This is a genomic window from Mesorhizobium sp. M1078, from assembly GCF_040318615.1.
GTDB lineage: Bacteria > Pseudomonadota > Alphaproteobacteria > Rhizobiales > Rhizobiaceae > Mesorhizobium.
This window is the reverse complement of sequence record NZ_JAMYMP010000002.1, coordinates 380,417-401,455: the sequence shown is the minus strand read 5'-3', so window position 1 is coordinate 401,455 and position 21,039 is coordinate 380,417. Positions and strand designations below refer to the sequence as shown.

General features: G+C 63.1%; 20 protein-coding genes and 1 riboswitch. Of the genes, 10 read left to right on the top strand and 10 right to left on the bottom strand.

Features of this window, described 5'->3' with window-relative positions; translation table 11 throughout:
* The first annotated feature begins 3 nt into the window (after positions 1 to 3).
* The 7 genes from NKH38_RS06060 (at position 4) to NKH38_RS06030 (ending at position 6,471) form a co-directional block, all read left to right on the top strand.
* On the top strand, positions 4 to 270 hold the full coding sequence (locus tag NKH38_RS06060; protein WP_023667602.1) for a hypothetical protein: 267 nt from the start codon (positions 4 to 6) through the stop codon (positions 268 to 270).
* Between the two features lie 44 nt (positions 271 to 314).
* Complete coding sequence (locus NKH38_RS06055) at positions 315 to 1,529, top strand: CpaE/TadZ family protein (protein ID WP_023667601.1); 1,215 nt, start codon at positions 315 to 317, stop codon at positions 1,527 to 1,529.
* A complete protein-coding gene (locus tag NKH38_RS06050) occupies positions 1,526 to 2,947 on the top strand; it encodes a TadA family conjugal transfer-associated ATPase (RefSeq protein ID WP_023667600.1) in 1,422 nt (473 codons plus the stop codon). Before NKH38_RS06055 ends, NKH38_RS06050 begins: the two co-directional genes overlap by 4 nt.
* A gap of 4 nt (positions 2,948 to 2,951) precedes the next feature.
* Complete coding sequence (locus tag NKH38_RS06045; protein WP_023667599.1) at positions 2,952 to 3,917, top strand: type II secretion system F family protein; 966 nt, start codon at positions 2,952 to 2,954, stop codon at positions 3,915 to 3,917.
* 1 nt (position 3,918) lies between these two features.
* The gene (locus NKH38_RS06040; RefSeq protein ID WP_023667598.1) at positions 3,919 to 4,884 is read left to right on the top strand and encodes a type II secretion system F family protein; all 966 of its coding nucleotides are present in this window, start codon (positions 3,919 to 3,921) and stop codon (positions 4,882 to 4,884) included.
* Complete coding sequence (locus NKH38_RS06035; RefSeq protein ID WP_245263958.1) at positions 4,815 to 5,867, top strand: PA3715 family protein; 1,053 nt, start codon at positions 4,815 to 4,817, stop codon at positions 5,865 to 5,867. Before NKH38_RS06040 ends, NKH38_RS06035 begins: the two co-directional genes overlap by 70 nt.
* A 133-nt stretch (positions 5,868 to 6,000) precedes the next feature.
* Positions 6,001 to 6,471 (top strand): hypothetical protein, encoded by a 471-nt coding sequence (locus NKH38_RS06030; protein ID WP_023729868.1) that lies wholly within the window; start codon positions 6,001 to 6,003, stop codon positions 6,469 to 6,471.
* A gap of 114 nt (positions 6,472 to 6,585) precedes the next feature.
* Here the strand turns inward: NKH38_RS06030 and NKH38_RS06025 are convergent, their stop codons facing one another.
* Complete coding sequence (locus NKH38_RS06025; protein WP_245264503.1) at positions 6,586 to 6,756, bottom strand: hypothetical protein; 171 nt, start codon at positions 6,754 to 6,756, stop codon at positions 6,586 to 6,588.
* Positions 6,757 to 7,313: 557 nt separating this feature from the next.
* Between NKH38_RS06025 and NKH38_RS06020 the strand changes: the two genes are divergently transcribed.
* Positions 7,314 to 7,796 carry a GGDEF domain-containing protein gene (locus tag NKH38_RS06020; RefSeq protein ID WP_352761690.1) on the top strand — a complete coding sequence of 161 codons (483 nt, stop codon included), beginning with the start codon at positions 7,314 to 7,316 and terminating at the stop codon, positions 7,794 to 7,796.
* Positions 7,797 to 7,808: 12 nt separating this feature from the next.
* Here NKH38_RS06020 and gcvP read toward each other — a convergent pair whose 3' ends face one another.
* From gcvP to gcvT, 3 genes are read right to left on the bottom strand one after another with little or no spacing between them, the layout of a single operon-like run.
* Entirely contained in the window at positions 7,809 to 10,619 is a 2,811-nt protein-coding gene (gene gcvP / locus NKH38_RS06015) for an aminomethyl-transferring glycine dehydrogenase (protein ID WP_023729867.1), read from the bottom strand.
* 17 nt (positions 10,620 to 10,636) lie between these two features.
* On the bottom strand, positions 10,637 to 11,005 hold the full coding sequence (gene gcvH, locus NKH38_RS06010; protein WP_023681591.1) for a glycine cleavage system protein GcvH: 369 nt from the start codon (positions 11,003 to 11,005) through the stop codon (positions 10,637 to 10,639).
* A 5-nt stretch (positions 11,006 to 11,010) separates the two neighbouring features.
* The gene (gcvT, locus tag NKH38_RS06005; protein ID WP_352761596.1) at positions 11,011 to 12,111 is read right to left on the bottom strand and encodes a glycine cleavage system aminomethyltransferase GcvT; all 1,101 of its coding nucleotides are present in this window, start codon (positions 12,109 to 12,111) and stop codon (positions 11,011 to 11,013) included.
* A 149-nt stretch (positions 12,112 to 12,260) separates the two neighbouring features.
* Positions 12,261 to 12,347, bottom strand: a riboswitch (glycine riboswitch).
* Positions 12,348 to 12,546: 199 nt separating this feature from the next.
* Here gcvT and NKH38_RS06000 point away from each other — a divergent pair.
* Positions 12,547 to 13,548 carry a hypothetical protein gene (locus NKH38_RS06000; RefSeq protein WP_352761593.1) on the top strand — a complete coding sequence of 334 codons (1,002 nt, stop codon included), beginning with the start codon at positions 12,547 to 12,549 and terminating at the stop codon, positions 13,546 to 13,548.
* Positions 13,549 to 13,699: 151 nt separating this feature from the next.
* On the opposite strand, the gene NKH38_RS05995 is transcribed toward NKH38_RS06000, so the two are convergent.
* The 6 genes from NKH38_RS05995 to NKH38_RS05970 form a co-directional block, all read right to left on the bottom strand.
* A complete protein-coding gene (locus tag NKH38_RS05995; RefSeq protein ID WP_023667591.1) occupies positions 13,700 to 14,491 on the bottom strand; it encodes a molybdopterin-binding protein in 792 nt (263 codons plus the stop codon).
* 1 nt (position 14,492) lies between these two features.
* Entirely contained in the window at positions 14,493 to 15,368 is an 876-nt protein-coding gene (locus tag NKH38_RS05990; protein ID WP_023667590.1) for a cytochrome b/b6 domain-containing protein, read from the bottom strand.
* A 136-nt stretch (positions 15,369 to 15,504) separates the two neighbouring features.
* A complete protein-coding gene (locus NKH38_RS05985; RefSeq protein WP_023667589.1) occupies positions 15,505 to 16,197 on the bottom strand; it encodes a DUF1345 domain-containing protein in 693 nt (230 codons plus the stop codon).
* A gap of 20 nt (positions 16,198 to 16,217) precedes the next feature.
* The gene (locus NKH38_RS05980) at positions 16,218 to 16,691 is read right to left on the bottom strand and encodes a YaiI/YqxD family protein (RefSeq protein ID WP_023667588.1); all 474 of its coding nucleotides are present in this window, start codon (positions 16,689 to 16,691) and stop codon (positions 16,218 to 16,220) included.
* 64 nt (positions 16,692 to 16,755) lie between these two features.
* Positions 16,756 to 17,325: an S-(hydroxymethyl)glutathione synthase gene (gene gfa, locus NKH38_RS05975; protein ID WP_023667587.1), complete on the bottom strand. Its 570-nt coding sequence runs from the start codon at positions 17,323 to 17,325 to the stop codon at positions 16,756 to 16,758.
* A 122-nt stretch (positions 17,326 to 17,447) separates the two neighbouring features.
* Positions 17,448 to 18,575, bottom strand: a complete 1,128-nt coding sequence (locus NKH38_RS05970) for an S-(hydroxymethyl)glutathione dehydrogenase/class III alcohol dehydrogenase (RefSeq protein WP_023667586.1) — start codon at positions 18,573 to 18,575, stop codon at positions 17,448 to 17,450.
* Positions 18,576 to 18,811: 236 nt separating this feature from the next.
* Between NKH38_RS05970 and NKH38_RS05965 the strand changes: the two genes are divergently transcribed.
* Entirely contained in the window at positions 18,812 to 20,824 is a 2,013-nt protein-coding gene (locus tag NKH38_RS05965; protein WP_352761588.1) for an acetyl-CoA carboxylase biotin carboxylase subunit, read from the top strand.
* Positions 20,825 to 21,039: the final 215 nt, after the last annotated feature.

Sequence of the window (21,039 nt, the reverse complement as noted above, 5' to 3'; positions counted from 1 at the left end):
GCCATGCGCGTGGAATCATGCATCGCCCTGCTGATCGCCGGCCTCGCCGGCGGCTGCACCAGCGACGACTATGTCCGCTCCGAGGGACCGACGATTGCCGCCGGCAACGCACAGGCCGCCAATACGGCCATGCAGATGGTCGATCCCTGGAAATACGGCGTCCAGAACACCAGGCTGCTGGTGCCGGCGCAGCGCAGTGAGGCGGCAGTCAACGCCGCCGACCAGGCTGCTGCTGCCAAGGCCGTGCAACCGACAGCGACAACCGATTGATTTGCCCGGTGATTTGACCGGGAATGACCTGACAGGCTGACAAAATGGCAAGCGGCATCAAGACCAAGAAGATCCTGCTGGTGTCCAGCGACCGGACCTTTGCGCAGGATACGCGCACCGCGTTCGCGGCCTCGGAGGTGATCCAGCTTTCGACCGTCGAGAAGAACATTACCGAACTGCGCGGCGAGGTCCAGGAAGCCGATTTCGGCGCGCTCATCGTCGACATGGATGCGGCAAAGCTGGAAGAGATCGAGTCGCTGCAGCGCATCATGCGCCGGCTTGAAGGCCGCGTTCCGGTGGTCGTCGTCACCCAGGAATTCAACGCAGCCGCAGTGCGTATCCTGGTGCAGCTCCAGGTCGCCGATTTCCTGGTCAAGCCGATCACCACCGCCGATCTGGTGCGGTCGGTCGTGCGCGCGCTGCAAGGGCCGGGGCGCGAGGAAAACACCGAGTCGCAGATCTATACCTTCATGCCGGCCGCCGGCGGCGTCGGCACCACGACGCTGGCGCTGCAGACCGCCTTCCAGCTGCATCATTCGGTGACGCGCGGCGCGTCGACCTGCGTGGTCGACCTCAATTTCCAGCAAGGCGCCTGCGCCGAATATCTCGACCTCGAGCCGCGCTTCGACATCACCGAAATCGAGAACCAGCCCGAGCGCCTCGACCGTCAGCTGCTGGATGTGATGCTGTCCAAGCATGCGAGCGGGCTCTGCGTGCTGGCGGCGCCAACGCATCCGTCGGAAATGCGCTCGTTCAAGACCGATGTCGTGGTGCGCATGCTCGATCTCGTCTCGGCCTATTTCGATAACGTCGTCATCGACATGCCGCGCACCTGGTTTCCGTGGACGGAGACGGTGCTGCTCGGCTCCAACAAGCTCTACATCGTCGCCGAAATGACGGTGCCATGCCTGCGCCACACGCAGCGGCTGATCCAGGCGGTCTACGAGACGGCCGGCAAGGAAGTGAAGCCGAACGTCATCGTCAATCGTTTCGAGCAGAAGATGTTCGACAACGGCATCAAGCAGGCGGATGTCCAGGAAATCCTGGGCGAGCATTTCGTCGGCGGCATCTCCAACAATTACCGGCTTGTGCGTGAAGCGGTCGACCGCGGCGTGCCGCTGCATGAGATCGACCCGAACGCCAATGTCGTCAACGATCTGAAGAGGATCATCCTGCCGGAAGAAGCCGTGGTGACGCCGGAGAAATCGCGCTCGCTGTTCGGCATCGGCAGGGGCCTCCTGAAGAGGAAAGCCGGATGACCAGCCGCTTCTCGACCCTGCAGAACCGTGACGTCCGCGCTCTGAAGCCGGCCGAGGCGGCGCCGGTCGCGCATCACGCCGTGGTCATCCCGACGAACCGCAAGGCCTTGCCGCCGAAGCCGGAGACAACACCGGGAAAAAGCGCCAACAAGGTGCTCGATGCCCGCGTGCGCATCCACCGGCTGCTGCTCGAGGAAATCAACCTGGTCGCGCTGGAGCGCCTGCCCAAGGATGAGATGCGCCGGCAGGTGCAGGAGTTCGTGTCGGAAAAGACCCGCCAGGAGCGTATGGCGATCAACACCGTCGAACTTGAAGCGCTGGTCGATGACATCGTCGATGAGATGGTCGGCCTCGGCCCGCTGGAACCGCTGCTCAAGGACCCCGACATCAACGACATCCTGATCAACGGCCACCAGAACTGCTTCGTCGAAAAACGGGGCAAGCTGCAGCAGGTCCATATCCCGTTCAAGGACGAGGCGCACCTGTTGCGCATCGTCAACAAGATCGTCGCCGCCGTCGGCCGCCGGGTCGACGAATCGCAGCCGATGGTCGATGCCCGCATGCTCGACGGCTCGCGCTTCAACGCCGCCATTCGCCCGGTCGCCGTCGACGGGCCGCTGGTGTCGATCCGCAAGTTTTCAAAGAACAAGCTCGGCCTGCACAAGCTGGTCGAGTTCGGCGCCATCACCCAGAACATGGCCGAGGTGCTGGCGGCTGCAGTCCACGCCCGCAAAACGACCATCATCTCGGGCGGTACCGGCACCGGCAAGACGACGATGCTCAACGCATTGTCAGCCTTTATTCCGGAAGACGAACGGTTGATCACCATCGAGGACGCGGCCGAACTGCAGCTGCAGCAGCCGCATGTCGCGCGCATGGAAACGCGCCCCGCCAACATCGAAGGTCATGGCGAGCTGAAGCAGCGCGACCTAGTCAAGAACGCGCTGCGCATGCGCCCTGACCGCGTCATCCTCGGCGAGTGCCGCGGCGAGGAGGCCTTCGACATGCTGCAGGCGATGAACACCGGCCATGAAGGCTCGATGGCGACCATCCACGCCAACACGCCGCGCGACGCCATTTCGCGCCTCGAGCAGATGCTGGGCATGACCGGCATGCCGATGACGGTGCAGTCGATCCGCAGCCAGATCGCCAGCGCGCTCGACCTTATCGTCCAGCTGACGCGACTGTCGGACGGCAAGCGCAAGGTGACCAGCGTCGCCGAGGTGACCGGCATGGAAGGCGACGTCATCCAGATGCAGGAGATATTCCGCTTCGTGCGCACCGGCATGGAAGCCGACGGCAAGATCCTCGGTCACTACGAGGCGACCGGCATTCGCCCGCGTTTCCTCGAGGACCTGCGCAATATGGGCATTGAATTCCCCGGCAAATATTTCGAACCCGGCCGGCCGCAGGAGTAGCCGGGTGTTCGAGAATTTCAGCCCGATCTATGTCGTCTATGCCGCGGCAGCGCTGACCGGCATCATGATCGCCGAAGGCTGCTATCTGCTCTATGCCGGCCGCAGCGACAAGCGCCTGGCTATCAACCGGCGCATGAAGCTGCAGGAAAACAAGATCAGCCAGGAACAGGTGCTGATCCAGCTGCGCAAGGAACGCGGCCTCGATTCCGGCACGTCATCCTTCTCGCCCGACCGTTTTCGCGCGCTGCGCACGCAGTCTGGCATGGTGATGCCCTTGCCGAAATTCCTGACGATGACGACGGGCGTGGCGCTGGCGATGATGCTCGTCGCGCTCTGGTACGGCCTGCCGCTGTTGCTCGCCATTTTGCTGTTTGTGGTGCTGACAGCGCTGCTGCCGGTAATTGTGCTGCGCTCCAAGCGTGCCCGGCGGGTGAAGCGTTTCGGCGTGCAGTTGCCGGAGGCGCTGGAATTGATCACGCGCGGCTTGAAGGCCGGGCATCCGGTTCCGGTGGCGATCTCGATGGTGTCGCGCGAGATGCCCGATCCGATCGGCACCGAATTCGGCGTTATCTCCGACGAGGTGACTTATGGTTCCGACCTGGTTTCGGCGTTGAATTCACTGTTTGATCGCGTCGGCCAGGAGGATCTGCCGCTGTTCGTCACCGCGGTTTCCATCCAGACGAGTTCGGGCGGCAATCTGCGCGAGATCCTCGACGGGCTGTCGACGACGATCCGCGAACGCGGCAAGCTGCGCCGCAAGGTGCGCGCCATTTCGACCGAGGGTCGTATGTCGGCCTATATCCTGACGGCGGTGCCGGCGCTGCTGTTCGCCGCCATCATGGTGATGATGCCGCAATTTTATCAAAGCGTCTGGGATGTGCCGAAGACTTGGTATCTGCTGGGCGGTTCGGTGACATGGCTGATGCTGGGCAACATCATCATGTTCAAGATGTCGAACTTCCGGTTCTGAGATGGAGCAGGTGATCCAGTTTCTTGCCTCGCTGGCGCCGACGTCGCTGATGCCGGTAGCCGCGATGCTGCTGGCATTGGGCGGCAGCGCGGTGGCATGGCCGCTGGTGGTGGCCAAAGGCGACCGCAACGATCTCAAGCGCCGGCTCAAGATCGACGACAGCAAGACTCCCCAACAGGCCGAGGTGGCGCCGAAGAAGAACCAGAGCGTCGTGCGCGAGAAGGCGGTGAAGCGGGCGCAGGAATTCTACGCCAAGAGCGATCCGGAAAATGTCGCCCGGTTGCGTATGAAGCTGATCCAGGCGGGCTATATGGAGCCGCGCGCGGTCGGCACATTCTTCCTGATCCGCTTCGCCTGCCTCGTGGGCGCAGCGATCGGCGCGTTCCTGGTCAACCATTGGATGGGCAGCGCCGATTCCACCGCGACCAGCCGCTGGACCTTCATCATCCTGTCGGGAGCCGCCGGCTATTTCGTGCCCGGCCTGGTGCTCAGCCAGAAGGTGCGGGAAAAGATGCGCGAATACCGCAACGGCTTTCCCGACTTCATGGATTTGATGATCGTCTGCTCCGATGCCGGCATGAGCATGGAGGCCGGCATCGAGCGCGTCTCGAGGGAACTGGCCAAGACCTATCCGTCGCTGAGCCAGAATCTGCAGCTGGTGTCGCTGGAACTCAGGGCCGGCCGCAGCCTCGACGATGCATTGAAGGCGCTCGCCGACCGCCTCAGCCTGGACGAGGTGCGCTCCTTCGCCACGCTCTTGCAGCAGTCGAAGGAACTCGGCACCAGCCTCGCCGGGGCGCTGCGCGTGTTCTCCGACGAAATGCGCCACAAGCGCATGTCGTTGGCCGAGGAGAAGGCACATGCCTTGCCGGCCAAGATGTCGGTGCCGGTGGTGGTGTGCATCCTGCCGGTGGTGTTGATGATCGCCGTCATCCCGATCATCGTCAAAATGACGGCGGTTCAGTAGATACCAAGGCAGTAGATACCAAGTGGCCGCCCGGCGGCTTTCTGCGGTTACTCACTTCAACTACGCTTCGCCTGGATGTCATATCCGGCCGGTTTGGCCGCTCTCCTTCGGCAAAATCCGCAAAAAGCAAAATGAGTGAGCCGTCCATGCGAATAGTCTTGTGCACCGCCTTCCTCGGCCTCGCCGCGGCCAGTCTGTCGCCGGCCTCGGCCGCGGCCGACGATTGCGGCGACGCTGCCGCTCTGGTGCAGCAGGCATATCCCAAGGCCCAAAAGAGTGCCGATGGCGCCTCCTTCACGCTCGAACCTCATACCAGCATCGCCCAGACGCTTTGGGATGGCGATGCGCCATTCGGCGTGGTCTGCAAGATCTGGCCCGCCCATGACGACCTGTTGTTGGTCGCCGTGCCGCTGATCGACAGCTCCCAATCCAGCGACGACGGGCATTTCGGCGATGTCGAGCTTCTGGTCGTCGACAGGAAGACCCGGCAGGTGCGCCAGCGCCTGCTCCAGCCCGGGCTGATGACCGATGATGCCGTCGGCATCCGCGAGATCGACTTCGATACCGGGCGCTACAGATTGGCGCCCGATGTCGGCGCCTTCGGCCTGCGCATCGACATGGCAAACCATTCGCAGCCGAATCCTTTCAGTGAAACCGACCTGCGGCTCTATGCCCTTGACGGCGGTGCTCTGCGCCTGGTGCTCGACGGCATCATCGTGGCCGGCTTTGGCGGCGAAGGCGACACCAATTGCGCAGGATCCTTTCAATCCAACCGGGTCAGCCTGGCGATGAGCCCGGCGAGACATCACGGCTATCACGACATCACAGTGTTCGAGCGGTTGGACACCGACAATCCGTCTGTCGACAAGAATGGCGAGTGCCAGTCCCATCCCGGCAGGTCCATGAAACGAACCTACCGGCTGCGCTACGACGGCAGGCGCTATCAGTTTCCGGCGGGGCTCAAGGCGCTGGAGCCGGAATAGGCTTCGGTTGGTTAATGGCTTCTGTGCCCGAAACCAAATTTTAGGCGCGTTTCCGCACTGAAGTTTAATCGCCCTGTTGTAGTCTGCTTCCTCAGAGAACGACCCGGTAAATCGGGCGATTGGGGCCAGGGGCATGCGTCACAGAAGTTTCACGGTAATGGCCGCGCTAGCGGCCGTCTTGATGGTCGGCGGCTGCACGACCGACAACGTCGACAAAACCAAGACCACATCGATCCAACCGGTGGCAAAAGACGTCAGCACCTCCGACCTTGCGCAAGGCAAGGCGCAGTTCCGCGAGGCCAATTACGGCCTTGCCGAACAGCATTTCCGCAAGGCCGTGGAACTGAAGGCCGACAGTGCCGAGGGATGGATGGGGCTTGCCGCCTCCTATGACGAACTCGGCCGCTTCGACTTCGCCGACCGCGCCTACGACCAGCTTTTGAAGGTTGCCGGGCGCAAGCCGCAGATTGTCAACAATATGGGCTATTCGCAGCTGCTGCGCGGCAACAAGAAGAAGGCGAGAGCGCTGCTCATGGAAGCAAGGGCCGGCATGGCCGACCCGAGCGTGATCAACGCCAATCTGGCGCTGCTCAACAAGGGCTGAGACTAGGGACACTCGCGTGCCGAGCTTCGCGGGACGGCAGTCGACGCTTTGTAAACCCTGTCGGCAGGTTGCTTTGAAAACCGGCCGAAACGGTATCTCCGGCCGGTTGCATGCCTATGATGCGCCACAAATCGAAGATCCCAAAGGTTGCCGCTCATCCATGCTGGATTTCAGTTCGCTATTGCTGGCGGCTGCGCTGTCGGGCACATGCCTGAGCGTCACCATGTTTGTGATCTGGTTCACGGCGCCGCGTGCACGCTTCGTGCTGACGGTGGCGTGCGGCATTCTCGTCCTTGTCGCCCACGTCATCGTCTTCTGGCGCTACACGAGGGAGCCCAGTCCCTTGCTTTGCCAGGCGGCGCTGGCGCTGCTCAGCCTCGGTTTCCTGGCGCTTTCACTTTCGGCCATCCAATATCTTGGTGTGCGAAATTACAGCCGCGCTGTCCTGCCGGCCATGCTTGCGATGGCTGTCTGCGCCGGCGTGACCTATCTCGGTTTCGATGGTGTCGGCTTCATCCTCACCTATACGACGGTAACAGTGCTGCTCGCCTCGATCGGGGTGATGTTCTGGATCAAGGGCAGTCAGGATCGCGGCATTCTGCTGGTCGTTTCGGCGCTAAGCGGCGTCTGCGGCGTATCCTTCGGGCTCTGCGGCGCCGTGCTTCTGGTCAAGGGCCAGTGGGTGCTCGGCGTCGCACCCGACAATTGGGCCGAGCGGTTGAATTCGGTCGTGGCAGTCGCCTGCATGACGGCGCTCGGGCGCGCTGACGCTGTCGCTGCATCATCTGCAGGCACAGATCGAACTGAAGGCCGAGACCTTGACCGACCCGTTGACCGGTCTCATGAACCGGCGGGCTTTGAACTCGCTTTATGGCGAGCGCGTCTTCGGCCCGTTCATGTCGGTCGCCATGTTCGACCTCGACCACTTCAAGCGGACCAACGACATCTATGGCCATCCCGTCGGCGACCGGGTGCTTTGCCGTTTCGCCGCAGTCATCAAGAAGTATGACAGGGTTGGCGTCGACGCCTTCCGGCTGGGCGGCGAGGAGTTCGCGTTGGTCATGTCTCGGATGACCGAAGACAAGGCCTACGATCTCGCCAGCAGGATCGGCGTCGCCTTCGGCACGGAAGTGGTGCCGACGCCGCGCGGGCCGTTGCGCAGCAGCGTCAGCGGCGGCATTGGCTTTGGCAAGGAAGACGGCAGCAGCCTGGATGAAGTGCTGGCCGAGGCCGACCGGGCGCTCTACGCGGCCAAGAACGCCGGGCGAAATCGCGTGCTTGTCCTCAACGGCAAGGCCGATGGGCCGGCCTTGCGTTCAGCCTGACAGGCCAGAGTGTTATTCGGCGGCGCCGAGATATTCCGACAACGGCGGGCAGGAGCAGACGAGGTTGCGGTCGCCGGCGACATTGTCGATGCGCGAGACCGGCGGCCAGTATTTGGCCGCTGTATCGACATCGCCAGCGGGGTAGGCCGCTTCCAGCCGCGAATAGGGGTGAGTCCACTGGCCGGCAAGGGTTTCGGCCGCCGTGTGCGGGGCATTGACCAGCGGGTTGTCCTCGAGCGGCCATTCGCCCTTCGCCACTTTCGCTGCCTCGCCGGCGATGGCAATCATCGCCTCGCAGAACCGGTCGAGTTCGCGCTTGGGCTCGGACTCTGTGGGCTCGACCATCAGCGTGCCGGCGACAGGGAACGACATGGTCGGCGCGTGAAAGCCGTAGTCGATCAGCCGCTTGGCGATATCATCGACGCTGATGCCGGCGCTCTCCTTGAGGACGCGCGTGTCGAGGATGCATTCATGCGCGATGCGATCGTGCCTGCCCTTGTAGAGAAGCGGGAAGTGCGGCGCGAGCCGCGTCGCCACATAATTGGCCGAGATGATCGCCGTCTCCGTCGCCTGCTTCAGGCCGGCGGCGCCCATCATGCGGATGTACATCCAGGTGATCGGCAGGATGGAAGCGCTGCCGAACGGGGCAGCGGACACGGCATGCGCCGAACCTTCGGTGACATGACCCGGCAGATAGGGTTTCAGATGCGCCCTGACGCCGATCGGACCGACGCCCGGACCGCCGCCGCCATGCGGGATGCAGAAGGTCTTGTGCAGGTTCATGTGGCAGACATCGGCGCCGATATCGGCGGGCCGCGCCAAAGCAACCAGGGCGTTAAGGTTGGCGCCGTCGAAATAGACCTGGCCGCCATGCTCGTGAATGAGAGCGCACAGGTGGCGCGCGCCTTCCTCGTAGACGCCGTGCGTCGAGGGATAGGTGAACATCAGGGCTGCGAGATTCTTCGAATGCTCGTTGGCCTTGGCCCGCATATCGTCCATGTCGATATTGCCGTCCTCCAGGCAACGCACGACGACGACGCTCATGCCGGCCATCGCCGCACTCGCCGGATTGGTGCCATGCGCGGACTGGGGGATCAGGCAGATGGTGCGATGGCCTTCGCCACGCGAACGGTGATAGGCGCGGATGGCGAGCAGGCCGGCATATTCGCCTTGGCTGCCGGCATTGGGCTGCAGGCTGACGGCGTCGAAGCCGGTGATCTCCGCCAGCCAGCCTTCCAGCTCGCCGACCATGGCGCGATAGCCGGCCGAATGGCTGGCCGGCGCGAAGGGATGGAGGTTGGCGACAACAGGCCAGCTGACCGGCATCATTTCGGCCGCCGCGTTGAGCTTCATGGTGCAGGAGCCCAACGGGATCATGGTGCGGTCGAGCGCCAAATCCTTGTCGGCTAGCCTGCGCAGCAGGCGCATCATGTCGGTCTCGGAGTGGTTTTCGCGGAAAACCGGCTGGGTCAGAAACTCCTTGCCGCGCGGCTTGCCGGGCATCGCGCCGGCCTCAGTAGCGCCGGACTTGGCGCCGAACAGGGCGGCGATAGCCTCGAGATCCGCCTCGGTCGAGGTTTCGTCGAAGGCGATGCTGATGCGGTCGGCATCGATGACGCGCAGCAGCCGGCCACCTTTTTCAGCGGCAGCGGCGATCGAAGCTGCCTTGCCCTTCACTTCGGCCGTCACCGTGTCGAAACGGCTTGAGCCGAGCACGGAAACACCAGCGGTTTTCAGGCCTGCTGCGAGGCCGTTGGCGAGCTCATGAATTCGGGCTGCGATCGCCTGCAAACCAGTAGGCCCGTGCCAGATCGCGTATGCGGTCGCCATGTTGGCAAGCAGCGCCTGCGCGGTGCAGATGTTGGAGGTCGCCTTGTCGCGGCGGATATGCTGTTCGCGCGTCTGCAGGGCGAGGCGATAGCCGGGACGGCCCTTGCTGTCGATCGACTGGCCGACGAGGCGGCCGGGCATCAGCCGGGTCAGCTTGTCGGAGACGGCGCAATAGGCGGCGTGCGGGCCGCCAAAGCCCATCGGCACGCCAAAGCGCTGCATCGGGCCGACGGCGATGTCGGCGCCAAGCCTGGCCGGCGCTTCGGTCAGCGTGAGCGCAAGCGGATCGGCGATGAAGACGACCACGGCGCCGGTGGCGCGAGCCTTCTCGATCGCCGCCTTGTGGTCGCCATAGACGCCAAACGTGTCCGGCCAGGAGACCAGCAGGGCGGCGGTGTTGTCGTCGATGGTCTCGCCATCGATCTCGATGCCGAGCGGCTCGGCGCGGGTGCGCACGACGTCCAGCGTCTGCGGATGCGGCGTGCCGGCCAGCGCCACCTTGGTGCGCTTGTCGCGGTGATGGCGCAGCGCGATGCCGACCGCTTCGGCCACCGCCGTCGCTTCGTCGAGCAGGGAGGCCGAAGCCACCGGCAGGCCGGTCAATTCGGTGACCAAGGTCTGGAAGTTGAACAGCATTTCCAGGCGGCCCTGGCTGATCTCGGCCTGGTAGGGCGTATAGGCCGTGTACCAGGCCGGGTTCTCGAACAGGTTGCGCTGGATGACCGGCGGCACATGGACGCCGTGATAGCCGGCGCCGATGAAGCTCTTCAGCACCCTGTTTTTTGCCATGGTCGCAGCCAATTCGGCCAGCGCTTCGGCTTCGCTCGCCGGCGCGGGAAGGGCTAGCGGCAGATCGAGGCGGATCGACTGCGGCACGGCCTGGCTGATCAGCGTCTCGACTGAGGGAACGCCGATCACGGCAAGCATGGCTCTGACGTCGTTTACATCAGGACCGATGTGGCGGGCCGAGAAGGGGGTAAGTGCTGCGCTCATGGCAATAGGTCCTGATGTCAACCGATATGGGCTTTGTAGGCGGCCTCATTCATGAGGCCTGCGAGTTGGCCTTCGTCGGCGAGCTTCATCTTCCACAGCCAGCCGTCGCCGGTCGCAGCGGAGTTGACCAGCGACGGGTCCGAGGACAGCGCGCCGTTGGCGTCGGTGATCTCGCCATCAACCGGCGCATAAACATCGGATGCCGCCTTGACGGATTCGACGACCACGGCGGTGTCGCCCTTACTGAGTTTGGTGCCGATTTGAGGCAGTTCGACGAAGACGAGATCGCCAAGCTGTTCCTGCGCATAGTCGGTTATCCCGACGGTGGCGATGCCTCCCTCGACGCTCAGCCATTCGTGATCTTGTGTGAAATAGGTTTTTGCCATCGGAATTATCCTTTGCGGTAGCGATGAGGAGTGAAGGGCAAGGAACTGATATCGACCGAGATTTTCGTCCCGCGAACATCGGCGAAGAGTTTTGTGCCCGGCTTGGCCAAGGCCGTTGACACATAGCCCATGGCGACGGGATGGCCGGCCGAGGGGCCGAAGCCGCCTGATGTCACGTGGCCGGCCGGATTGCCGTCGGCATCGAACAAAGCAGCGCCGGCGCGCACCGGCTGGCGGCCGTCCGGCTTCAGGCCGACGCGCTTTTGCGACGACCCGCGCTCCAGGATGGACCGCAGCGCATCGGCGCCGATGAAGGATCCGCCGGCGCGGAGATCTTTGGGGATCGCCCACATCAGGCCGGCACTCGCCGGATCGATCTCCGGCGTGATGTCCTGGCCGTGCAGGCACAGGCCGGCCTCCAACCGCAGCGAGTCGCGGGCAGCAAGGCCGATCCACAACACACGCTCGTCCTCGATCAGTTTCGTGGCCAGAGCGCGCGCATCCGCCTCCGGCAGGCCGATCTCGAAGCCGTCCTCGCCGGTGTAGCCGGAGCGGCTAATGAACCAGTTTTGCTTCGGCTCGATGCCATGCATGAACAAGAGCGAGCCGGTCTCGATGCCGGCGCGGGACAAGGCAGCCCAGGCTTCGGGCCCCTGGATCGCCAGGAAGACGCGATCGAGCGCATCGACCTTCACGTCGAAATCGGTCGCCAGCGCACGCAAATGCTTCTCGTCCTCGACCGCATTCCCGGCGTTGGCGACCACCATGAAGCGCTCGGCGCCGAGCCGGGTGACGATCAGATCGTCGATGATCCCGGCGGCCTCGTTGAGGAAGAAGGTATATTTGGACTGTGAAATCTCAAGCGCGCCGGCATCGAGCGGACTGGCGCGGTTGAGCAGTGCCGCAGCGCCCGGTCCGCTGATCTCGAACAGCTTCATATGCGAAATGTCGAACAGGCCGGCATGTTCGCGGGTGTGAAGGTGCTCCTTCATCACGCCGGCCGGATAGGTCAGCGGCATCGACCAGCCCGCAAAGGCGCCAAAGCGTGCGCCGGCGGCGGTGTGCAGATCTTCGAGAGGAAGGTGTTTGGTGTCGTCGCCCGTCATGTCATCTCCAGAGTCGCACGCAATCGGCCGCTGCTGGCGACCAGTCCGTGCCCCTCTGTCTGAAGCCTGAGAGACTCGCGCAACCGGAACTCTGTCGGCGACGCTTACACCTTCGGCGCGGGGGCAAGCCCCGACTTTCCAGAGTGTCTTTCCCGTCTACGGTTCTTTTGCCTGAGAGATTTCGGGCGATTTCCCCTTCGGCGGCAGCTCGCGCTGCTCTCTCCCGCAAACAGGTAGGACTCAAAACTTAAGCCCTCGACGCGCCATCCATAGCTTGTCGGCGACACCTTGTCACCTGCCAGCGACACGTAAAGCGCGTCGTCTTTACAGTCTTCGCTAACCACGCCGTTTGCCGGTTTTTCAAGACAATGGCGATATTCTGGGCTGACGGTTTGGCCGGCAATTGCGTTGGGCACGGCGGATGGGGATTGACAGATGGGCGAACGGATCGGGAGCGCGCCGGTGGCGGGGCTGGCCTCGAAGGACCGCATCACGGCGGAAGATGTCGTCATGCTGCGTCGCGAAGTGTTCGCCGACGGCGTGGTGACGCGCGGCGAGGCTGAAGCACTGTTCGCGCTCGATGCGACAGCGACGGACAAATGCCCGCAATGGCCTGAATTCTTCGTCGAGGCCGTTACCGACTACATCGTCCACCAGGAAAAGCCGGCAGGCTATATCTCTGAAGACAATGCCGGTTGGCTGATCCAGACCATCTCGCGCGACGGAATGGTCGACAGTGTGACCGAACTGGAGCTGCTGGTGCATGTGCTGGAAAGGGCGAAATCATCGCCCGGCCGGCTCTCCGCCTATGCGCTCGAGCAGGTCGCCAACGCGGTGGTCGACGGCAAGGGACCACTGATGCTCGGCGGCGCGCTGGTTCCCGGGCTGGTCGCCAAGGCAGAGGTCGATCTGTTGCGCCGCATTCTCCATGCCTATGGCGGCGACGGTAACATCGCCATCACACGGGTTGAGGCCGAGGTGCTGTTCCAGATCAACGAGCAGACCGCAGCGGCCCACAACGACCCGTCCTGGAACGACCTGTTCGTCAAGGCGCTCGCCAATTTCGTCATGTGTTCGGCCGGCTACCAAGCGCCGACGCGCGATGTGGCGCTGCGTCGTGACAGTTTCTTGGACCAGGTCGAGCCCGAAATTGGTGGCTTCTTCAGCCGCATGGTGTCGGGCGGCCTGGCCGGCATCATGGAAGCCTATCGTTCGCCCGGCGATATCGAGGCCGAATGGGAGTCGAAGAACCGTGCCGCCGAGGCACTCGCGCGCCGCGCCGAGACGATCGACGCCAGCGAGGCGAAATGGCTGGCCGATCGCATCGGCACCGACCGCCCGCTGCGTGACAATGAACGCGCGCTGCTGACGCTGATCAAACTCGCCTCGCCGGAGATACATCCGGCGCTCAAGCCACTGCTCGACAAGGTTGCTTAAGCCGCGCCGTTTTCTGCGACCGTTTTGCAGAGGACGATATTGGAGTGTCTTCAGGCCAATCGCCAAGTTCGGCCACGCGCTCGAAACCGGCTTCCTCAGGCAAGCTCGGTTCGGCCGGAGTCAGATCGTGCTCGGTCAGAATGCGAGGCCATCAAATCCCGCCATACCAGTCATAGCCATTGTCTTCCCAATAGCCGCCGCGGCTGCCGCCGATATTGGCAAAACTGTCGACGAGCTCGATCTTGTAGAGATACTTCGGCATCTTGTAGCCGAGCTGTCGTTCGACGCGCACGCGCAGCGGCGCGCCGTTTTCGACCGGCAGCGGCTTGCCGTTGAGGCCGTAGGCGAGGATCGTCTGCGGGTGGCGGGCATCGATCAGGTCGATGGTGCCGTAATATTTGATTTCCCCGGAGAGGCTGCGATCGATCGTATCGAGGCAGTGGAACATGACATAGCGGGCCTGCGGCTTGACCACAGCCTGGTCGAGCACCAGCGACAGCGGGGTGCCGGTCCATTTGGCGATGCAGCTCCAGCCTTCGACACAGTCGTGGCGGGTGATCTGCGTGCGGCTCGGCATGTTCTCCAACTGCTCGCGGCTGAGCGACAGCGGCTTTTCGACCAGGCCCGTTACCTCCAGCCGCCAGTCGGCGAAATTGTTGGCGAGCAGGCCCTTGTAGGTGTCATCGTCGGGCGCGGTGACGCCGTTCGGCCGCTGCGGCTGGCGGATGTCGGCCTCGGTGAATTCCGGCGCCAGAGCATCGCGGCCGGCAAGCCAGCGTTGCGCGCGGTAGGTCAGGCCATTGGCGTTTTCGAGGAAACTGCGCAGGCCGTCGCCCATGCCGAGCTGGCTGTCGAAGGCATCGCAGCCCGACAACATGATGCCGGAAACGCCGAGGCCGGCGCCCGTCAGGAACTTTCGGCGGCTGATCTGGAATTTGGCCATCTCACGCACTCCTCTCGGTGTCGCCATGCCTTGGCGGATCGGTGCGGTACCAGCCGGTGATGATCGAGCGCAGTTCGTTGATCGGGCCGGCGGCGAGGATCATCATCATATGGACGATGAAAAAGCCGACCAGCAGCACCATCACCGTGAAATGGATGGTGCGCGCCGTCTGCCTTCCGCCGAGCAGTTCGTTGAGCCAGGGCAGCACCGAGTTCATGCTCGGCGACATGGCAAGGCCGGTGATGATCATGAGTGGCAACAGCACGAACAGTACGCCGCCATAGGCCATTTTCTGCAGCGTGTTGTATTCGCGTGTGTGGTGGAACCTGAGCTTGGCGTGCTCGATGATGTCCTGCGGCAGCCGCTTGAGATCGTCAAGGCGCGGCGCCAGATCGCGGCGCAGATGGCCGTTGACCAGGCTGGCGACCAGCCAGACGACCAAGGTGGTTGTCAGTATCCAGGCGAAGAAGAAATGCACAACGCGGGCGGTGCCGAGATCGTAATAGGACGGGATTGTCGCCCAGGACGGGAAGGCACGCGACGTTTGCTGCCGGGCCGGGCCCGACCAGCCGAGCACGCCTGTGGTGTCGAAGCGATGGCCGAAGATTTCGGTATAGCCGCGCGGGCCGGTGGCGGTGTTTTCGGCGCCGATGGCAAAGACGGTGTTGTTGTACTCGAAGCCGGATTGCTTGCCGATGTAGAGCTGCGGCCGGGCATTGAAGATCTGCAGGCCGGACAAAAGCATGAAGAACAGCGAGATCGCCCACAGCCAGTGAGTCAGGCGGGTCCAGCGCGATTGCCGGTAGATCAGCGTCGCATCCTTCGTTGAGGCGGCATCGACGCCTGCGCCGGGCTGACTCATGGTAATGGTTTCCATCTTTTCCTCGCCTCCGGCTGCGCGATCCTGGGATGGCCGCGCTCGTCCTTGTCCTCCCAATACGTCGCTATCGAAAGCGATGTTTCATGCGGTCACGTTTTTATTACGGGCACGGGTTTATCGCGGGCACGGATACTCAATTGCCGAGGCTCACCGCGAGATTGACGACGGCGGCGACGATGACGGCGTTGAAGAAGAACGACAGGATCGAATGGACAAGCACCACGCGGCGCATATGCGAGGTCGTGATCGCGGTGTCGGCGGTCTGCGCGGTCATGCCGATCACCGTCGCGAAATAGAGAAAGTCCCAACCGTCCGGCCGTTTGCTGCCGGGAAAATCGAGGCCGCCGACCGGTATCTTCTTCTTGGTTTCGGTATCGATCGCGTCGCCGTCCATCCAGTAGACATGCGCATAGTGGAGGGCGGCCATGGCATGGATGGTGAACCAGCCAAGCGGGATCGACAGCATGGCGAAGCCGAGTTCGATGGGGTCGCGATCCTTGTGATTGATCAAAAGGAACAGCAGGACGATGGCCATGGCGACGATGCCGAGCGTGATGGCAAAGATGCCCAGCACTGGGAGGTCCAGTTCGCGCGCGTTCTTGCTGAGATAGCGGCCGGACAGCAGCGGCATCTTGGCGATGACGAGCGCGATGAAGACGACGAAGAAGGAATCGGCGGCAATCGAGATCGAATAAGCAAGCCGCGTGGAGACGGGGAGCGATCCAATCAAAGGGAATACCGCGGCAAATACGACCAGACCGACGGCTAGCGACACAAAGAACTGCTTGTGCCGCTGCAAGGGGATATTCGGCGATATGTCGGCCATACCCGACCTCGGATGGTGCTTCACGTCTGGTCGGGTGTGACGGATTTCAGGGCGCGCCGCAAGATACGGTCGAGCTCACCCAGGAAACGCGAGCGATCCTGTGGCGCAAAGCTGGCATTGTAGCCCTTGCTCTCGCCGGTTTCGCGCAGATGCTGCTTCAAATCGCGCATTGCAACCGCCATGCCGATGGTCTCCGGCGTGAACGGCCGGCCGGTTGGCCCAAGCACATGCGCGCCGAGCGCCACGGTGCGAGCGGCAAGCGGGATGTCGGCGGTGATCACGATGTCGTTGGGTTTTGCGTTCCCGACGATCCAATCGTCAGCGGCATCGGCGCTTTTAGAGACGACGACGTTGCGGATCATAGGATCGCGCGACGGACGCAGCCCGCCATTGGAGACGTAGGTGACGACCACGCCATGGCGCTCGGCGACCTTCTCGACCTCGGCTTTCACCGGGCAGGCGTCGGCGTCGACGTAGATGGCGGGTGCGGGCATTATCTCTCCAAAACGGACATGGGGCCGGCATGTTACCCGGCCCCATGCCAGAAATCTCGTACTGTCAGGCCGGCAGCGCGCCCGACTTCTTCGCCGTCCAGGTGGCTATGTAATCCATCAGGCCGGGGTTGAGACAGTCATAGGGTTCGAGGCCGATCGACTTCAACTGGCCGCGGATGCCGTCCATGCGCTTGGGGTCGACACCGGATTCGATGATCGACGAAACGAAAGCGGTGAAGCCCGGCGGTGACCAGCCGTCTTCCTGGAAGCGCTCGGGATGGATGAAGGACAGACCCTTGAACGGATGGTCGCGCTCGACCGGGCCGTGCATGTGGACGCCGCAACCGGTGCAGGCATGACGCTGGATCAACGCTGCCGGATCGACCACCTTCAGCTTGTCGCCATTCTCGGTGACGGTGACGTCGCCAGTGCCGGCGACCGCCACGACCGAGAACACCGCGCCGTCCGGTTTCCAGCATTTGGTGCAGCCGCAGGCATGGTTGTGGGCGATCTGGCCCTTGACCGTCACCTTCACCGGCTTGCTGGTGCAGGCGCAGACCAGCGTGCCGCCGGCAAAGCTTGCGCTCTCCTTTGGCAAGCCATTGTCGATTTTGGGATGCAGTTTCTCAGGCATTGTCTTCCTCCCTTGTTGAACCTGTGCAACTTCAGTCGCTGGCCCTTCGGTCGGCGGCTTGTTCTTCCTCCGTTTGGTGTGCGATCGGACGCAAAACCGGGCGCCACTTTTGCTGATCGCACTTAGTAAACGACGACGCTCCTGATCGACTTGCCCTCATGCATGAGATCAAAACCCTTGTTGATGTCCTCAAGCTTCAGCAAATGGGTGATCATCGGGTCGATCTGGATCTTGCCGTCCATGTACCAGTCGACGATTTTCGGCACGTCGGTGCGGCCGCGCGCGCCGCCGAAGGCGGTGCCCATCCAGGTGCGGCCGGTGACCAGCTGGAACGGCCGGGTCGAAATCTCCTGGCCGGCGCCGGCCACGCCGATGATAACCGACTTGCCCCAGCCGCGATGCGAGGCTTCCAGCGCCTGGCGCATCACCTTGGTGTTGCCGGTGCAGTCGAATGTGTAGTCGGCGCCGCCGATCTGGTCGGCGCCGCGCTTGGTCAGGTTGACGAGGTGAGGAACGATGTCGCCGTCGATCTCCTTCGGATTGACGAAATGCGTCATGCCGAAGCGCTCGCCCCATGCCTTCTTGTCGTTGTTGAGGTCGACACCGATGATCATGTCGGCGCCGGCGAGTTTCAGGCCCTGGATGACGTTGAGGCCGATGCCACCGAGACCAAAGACGACAGCAGTCGCGCCTTGCTCGACCTTCGCGGTGTTGATGACCGCGCCGATGCCGGTGGTGACGCCGCAACCAATGTAGCAGATCTTGTCGAAGGGCGCGTCCGGGTTGACCTTGGCGACGGCGATCTCGGGCAAAACGGTGAAATTGGAGAAGGTCGAACAGCCCATATAGTGGAAGATCTTGTCCTTGCCGATCGAGAAGCGCGACGAGCCGTCCGGCATCAGGCCCTGGCCCTGCGTGGCGCGGATGGCGGTGCACAAATTGGTCTTGCGCGACAGGCAGGACGGGCACTGCCGGCATTCCGGCGTGTAGAGCGGGATGACGTGGTCGCCCTTCTTGACCGAGGTGACGCCCTTGCCGACATCGACGACAACGCCAGCGCCTTCATGGCCGAGGATTGCCGGAAACAGACCTTCGGGATCGGCGCCCGACAAAGTGAACTCGTCGGTGTGGCAGATGCCGGTCGCCTTGATCTCGACCAGCACCTCGCCTTCGCGCGGTCCGTCGAGGTCGACCTCCATGATTTCCAACGGCTTTCCGGCGGCGACAGCGACAGCGGCGCGGGTTTTCATCAGGCAATTCCTCCCAAGGCGATTGGTCTTCAGGCTTTCAGGTTTTTATACTGTTTCAACACGATTTGGCGACCAAATATGGCGCAAATCTTGGCCCAGTCGTCGGCGAGCCCAACCTTCGCCCCTCGGCACGGGCCTGGCGGGCAGGGAGTGTCTTGATGGGTGCGCTGCCGGCGGTGCTTGAGCCCGGCTGCCGAAGCCCATAAGAAGGACGAAAGACCGAGGAAACGCCTTCGATGTTCACGAAAATCCTGATCGCCAATCGCGGCGAGATTGCTTGCCGCGTCATCAAGACGGCGCGCAGGATGGCGATTGCCACCGTCGCGGTCTATTCCGACGCCGATCGCGACGCCGTGCATGTCGAAATGGCCGAGGAGGCCGTGCATATCGGCCCATCGCCTGCCGCGCAGAGCTACCTCCTGCCCGAGAAGATTATCGCCGCCTGCAAAGAGACGGGCGCGCAGGCCGTGCATCCGGGTTATGGTTTTCTCTCCGAACGCGCCGCCTTCTGCGAGGCGCTGGAGGCCGAAGGCATTATCTTCATCGGTCCAAAACCCAAGGCAATCAAGGCGATGGGCGACAAGATCGAATCGAAGAAGTTCGCCAACGCGGCCAAGGTTTCGACCGTGCCAGGCTGGCTCGGCGTCATCGAAAACGGCGACCATGCCGAAACGATCGCCGGCGAGATCGGTTATCCCGTGATGATCAAGGCGTCGGCCGGCGGCGGCGGCAAGGGCATGCGCATCGCCTGGAGCCAGTCGGAAGTGCGCGACGGCTTTGACCGGGCGCGTTCGGAGGCCAAAAGCTCGTTCGGCGACGACCGCGTCTTCATCGAAAAGTTCGTCGTCGATCCGCGTCATATCGAAATCCAGGTGCTGGCCGATGCGCATGGCACCGCCCTCTATCTCGGCGAGCGCGAATGCTCGATCCAGCGTCGGAACCAGAAGGTGGCGGAAGAGGCGCCGTCGCCATTCCTCGATGCCAGGACGCGCAAGGCCATGGGCGAGCAGGCCGTGGCGCTGGCCAAGGCGGTCGACTACCAGAGCGCCGGCACCGTGGAGTTCATCGTCGATGCTGAAAAGAACTTCTATTTCCTTGAAATGAATACACGATTGCAGGTCGAGCATCCGGTGACGGAGCTTGTTACCGGCATCGACCTGGTCGAGCAGATGATCCGTGTCGCCGCCGGCGAGAAGCTGGCGATCAAGCAAAGCGACGTCACGCTAAACGGCTGGGCGGTGGAAAGCCGGCTCTATGCCGAGGATCCCTATCGCAATTTCCTGCCCTCGATCGGCCGGTTGACGCGCTACCGGCCGCCGGAGGAGGGCGCGTTCGGCGATGTTGTCATCCGCAACGACACCGGCGTCACCGAAGGCTCCGAGATTTCGATGTTCTATGATCCGATGGTGGCAAAACTCTGCACCTGGGCGCCGACGCGGCTGGCGGCAATCGATGCCATGTCGGAAGCGCTGGACAGTTTCGTCGTCGACGGCATCGAGCACAACATCCCGTTCCTGGCGGCGCTGATGCAGCATCCGCGCTGGCGCGAGGGGCGGATATCGACGGGCTTCATCGCCGAGGAATATCCTGACGGCTTCGCGCCGATCGTGCCCAATGGCGATGAAAAGGCAGTGCTGGCGGCGATCGCCACCGCGGTCGAGCTTCTGCGCCGCGACCGACTCGACCGGCTGGGCGGGCGGCTGGCGCCGCATTCGGGCGCACTCAAGCGCGATTGGGTGGTGAAGCTCGGCGACGACTATCTCCAGGCTTCGATCATCGAGGGCATGATCTCCATTCCGATGGAAATCGATCTGTCGGTCGATGGCGGCAAAGCGCTGACCGTGGCGTCCGACTGGCGGCCGGGCGACCTCATCTGGCGCGGCACTGTCGGTGCCCGCAAGGTCACGGCGCAGATCAGGCCGGCGCCGAACGGCCTGCGCATTGCCTGGAAAGGCATGTCGGTGACGGCGCGCGCCATGCTGCCGCGCACGGCTGAACTGGAAAGGCTGATGCCGGAAAAGGTGGCGCCGGACACGTCCAAGATGCTGCTTTGCCCGATGCCGGGCCTGGTCGTGTCGATCGCGGTTGCCGAGGGGCAGGAGGTCAAGGCCGGCGAGACGCTGGCCGTGGTCGAGGCGATGAAGATGGAAAACGTGTTGCGCGCCGACCGCGATCTTGTCGTGTCGAAGCTCAACGCCAAGCCGGGTGACAGCCTGGCTGTGGATGCGGTGATCATGGAGTTCGCCTAGAGATTGTTTGGAAATTCTACTCCGGCGGCCATCTGAAGGCGGTTTCTGCGCTTTCCGTGCTCACGGACCAATGGCCGCTGCGCTCCGGTTCTCGAAACCACCATCATATGACTCGCCAGAGCGAATTTCGAACAATCTCTGAGCCGTGCGGCTGGGTACGGAAGCCTGTGGTCGGTGGTCAATTGTGCTGGACTGGCATCGCCCGGTCCGGGACA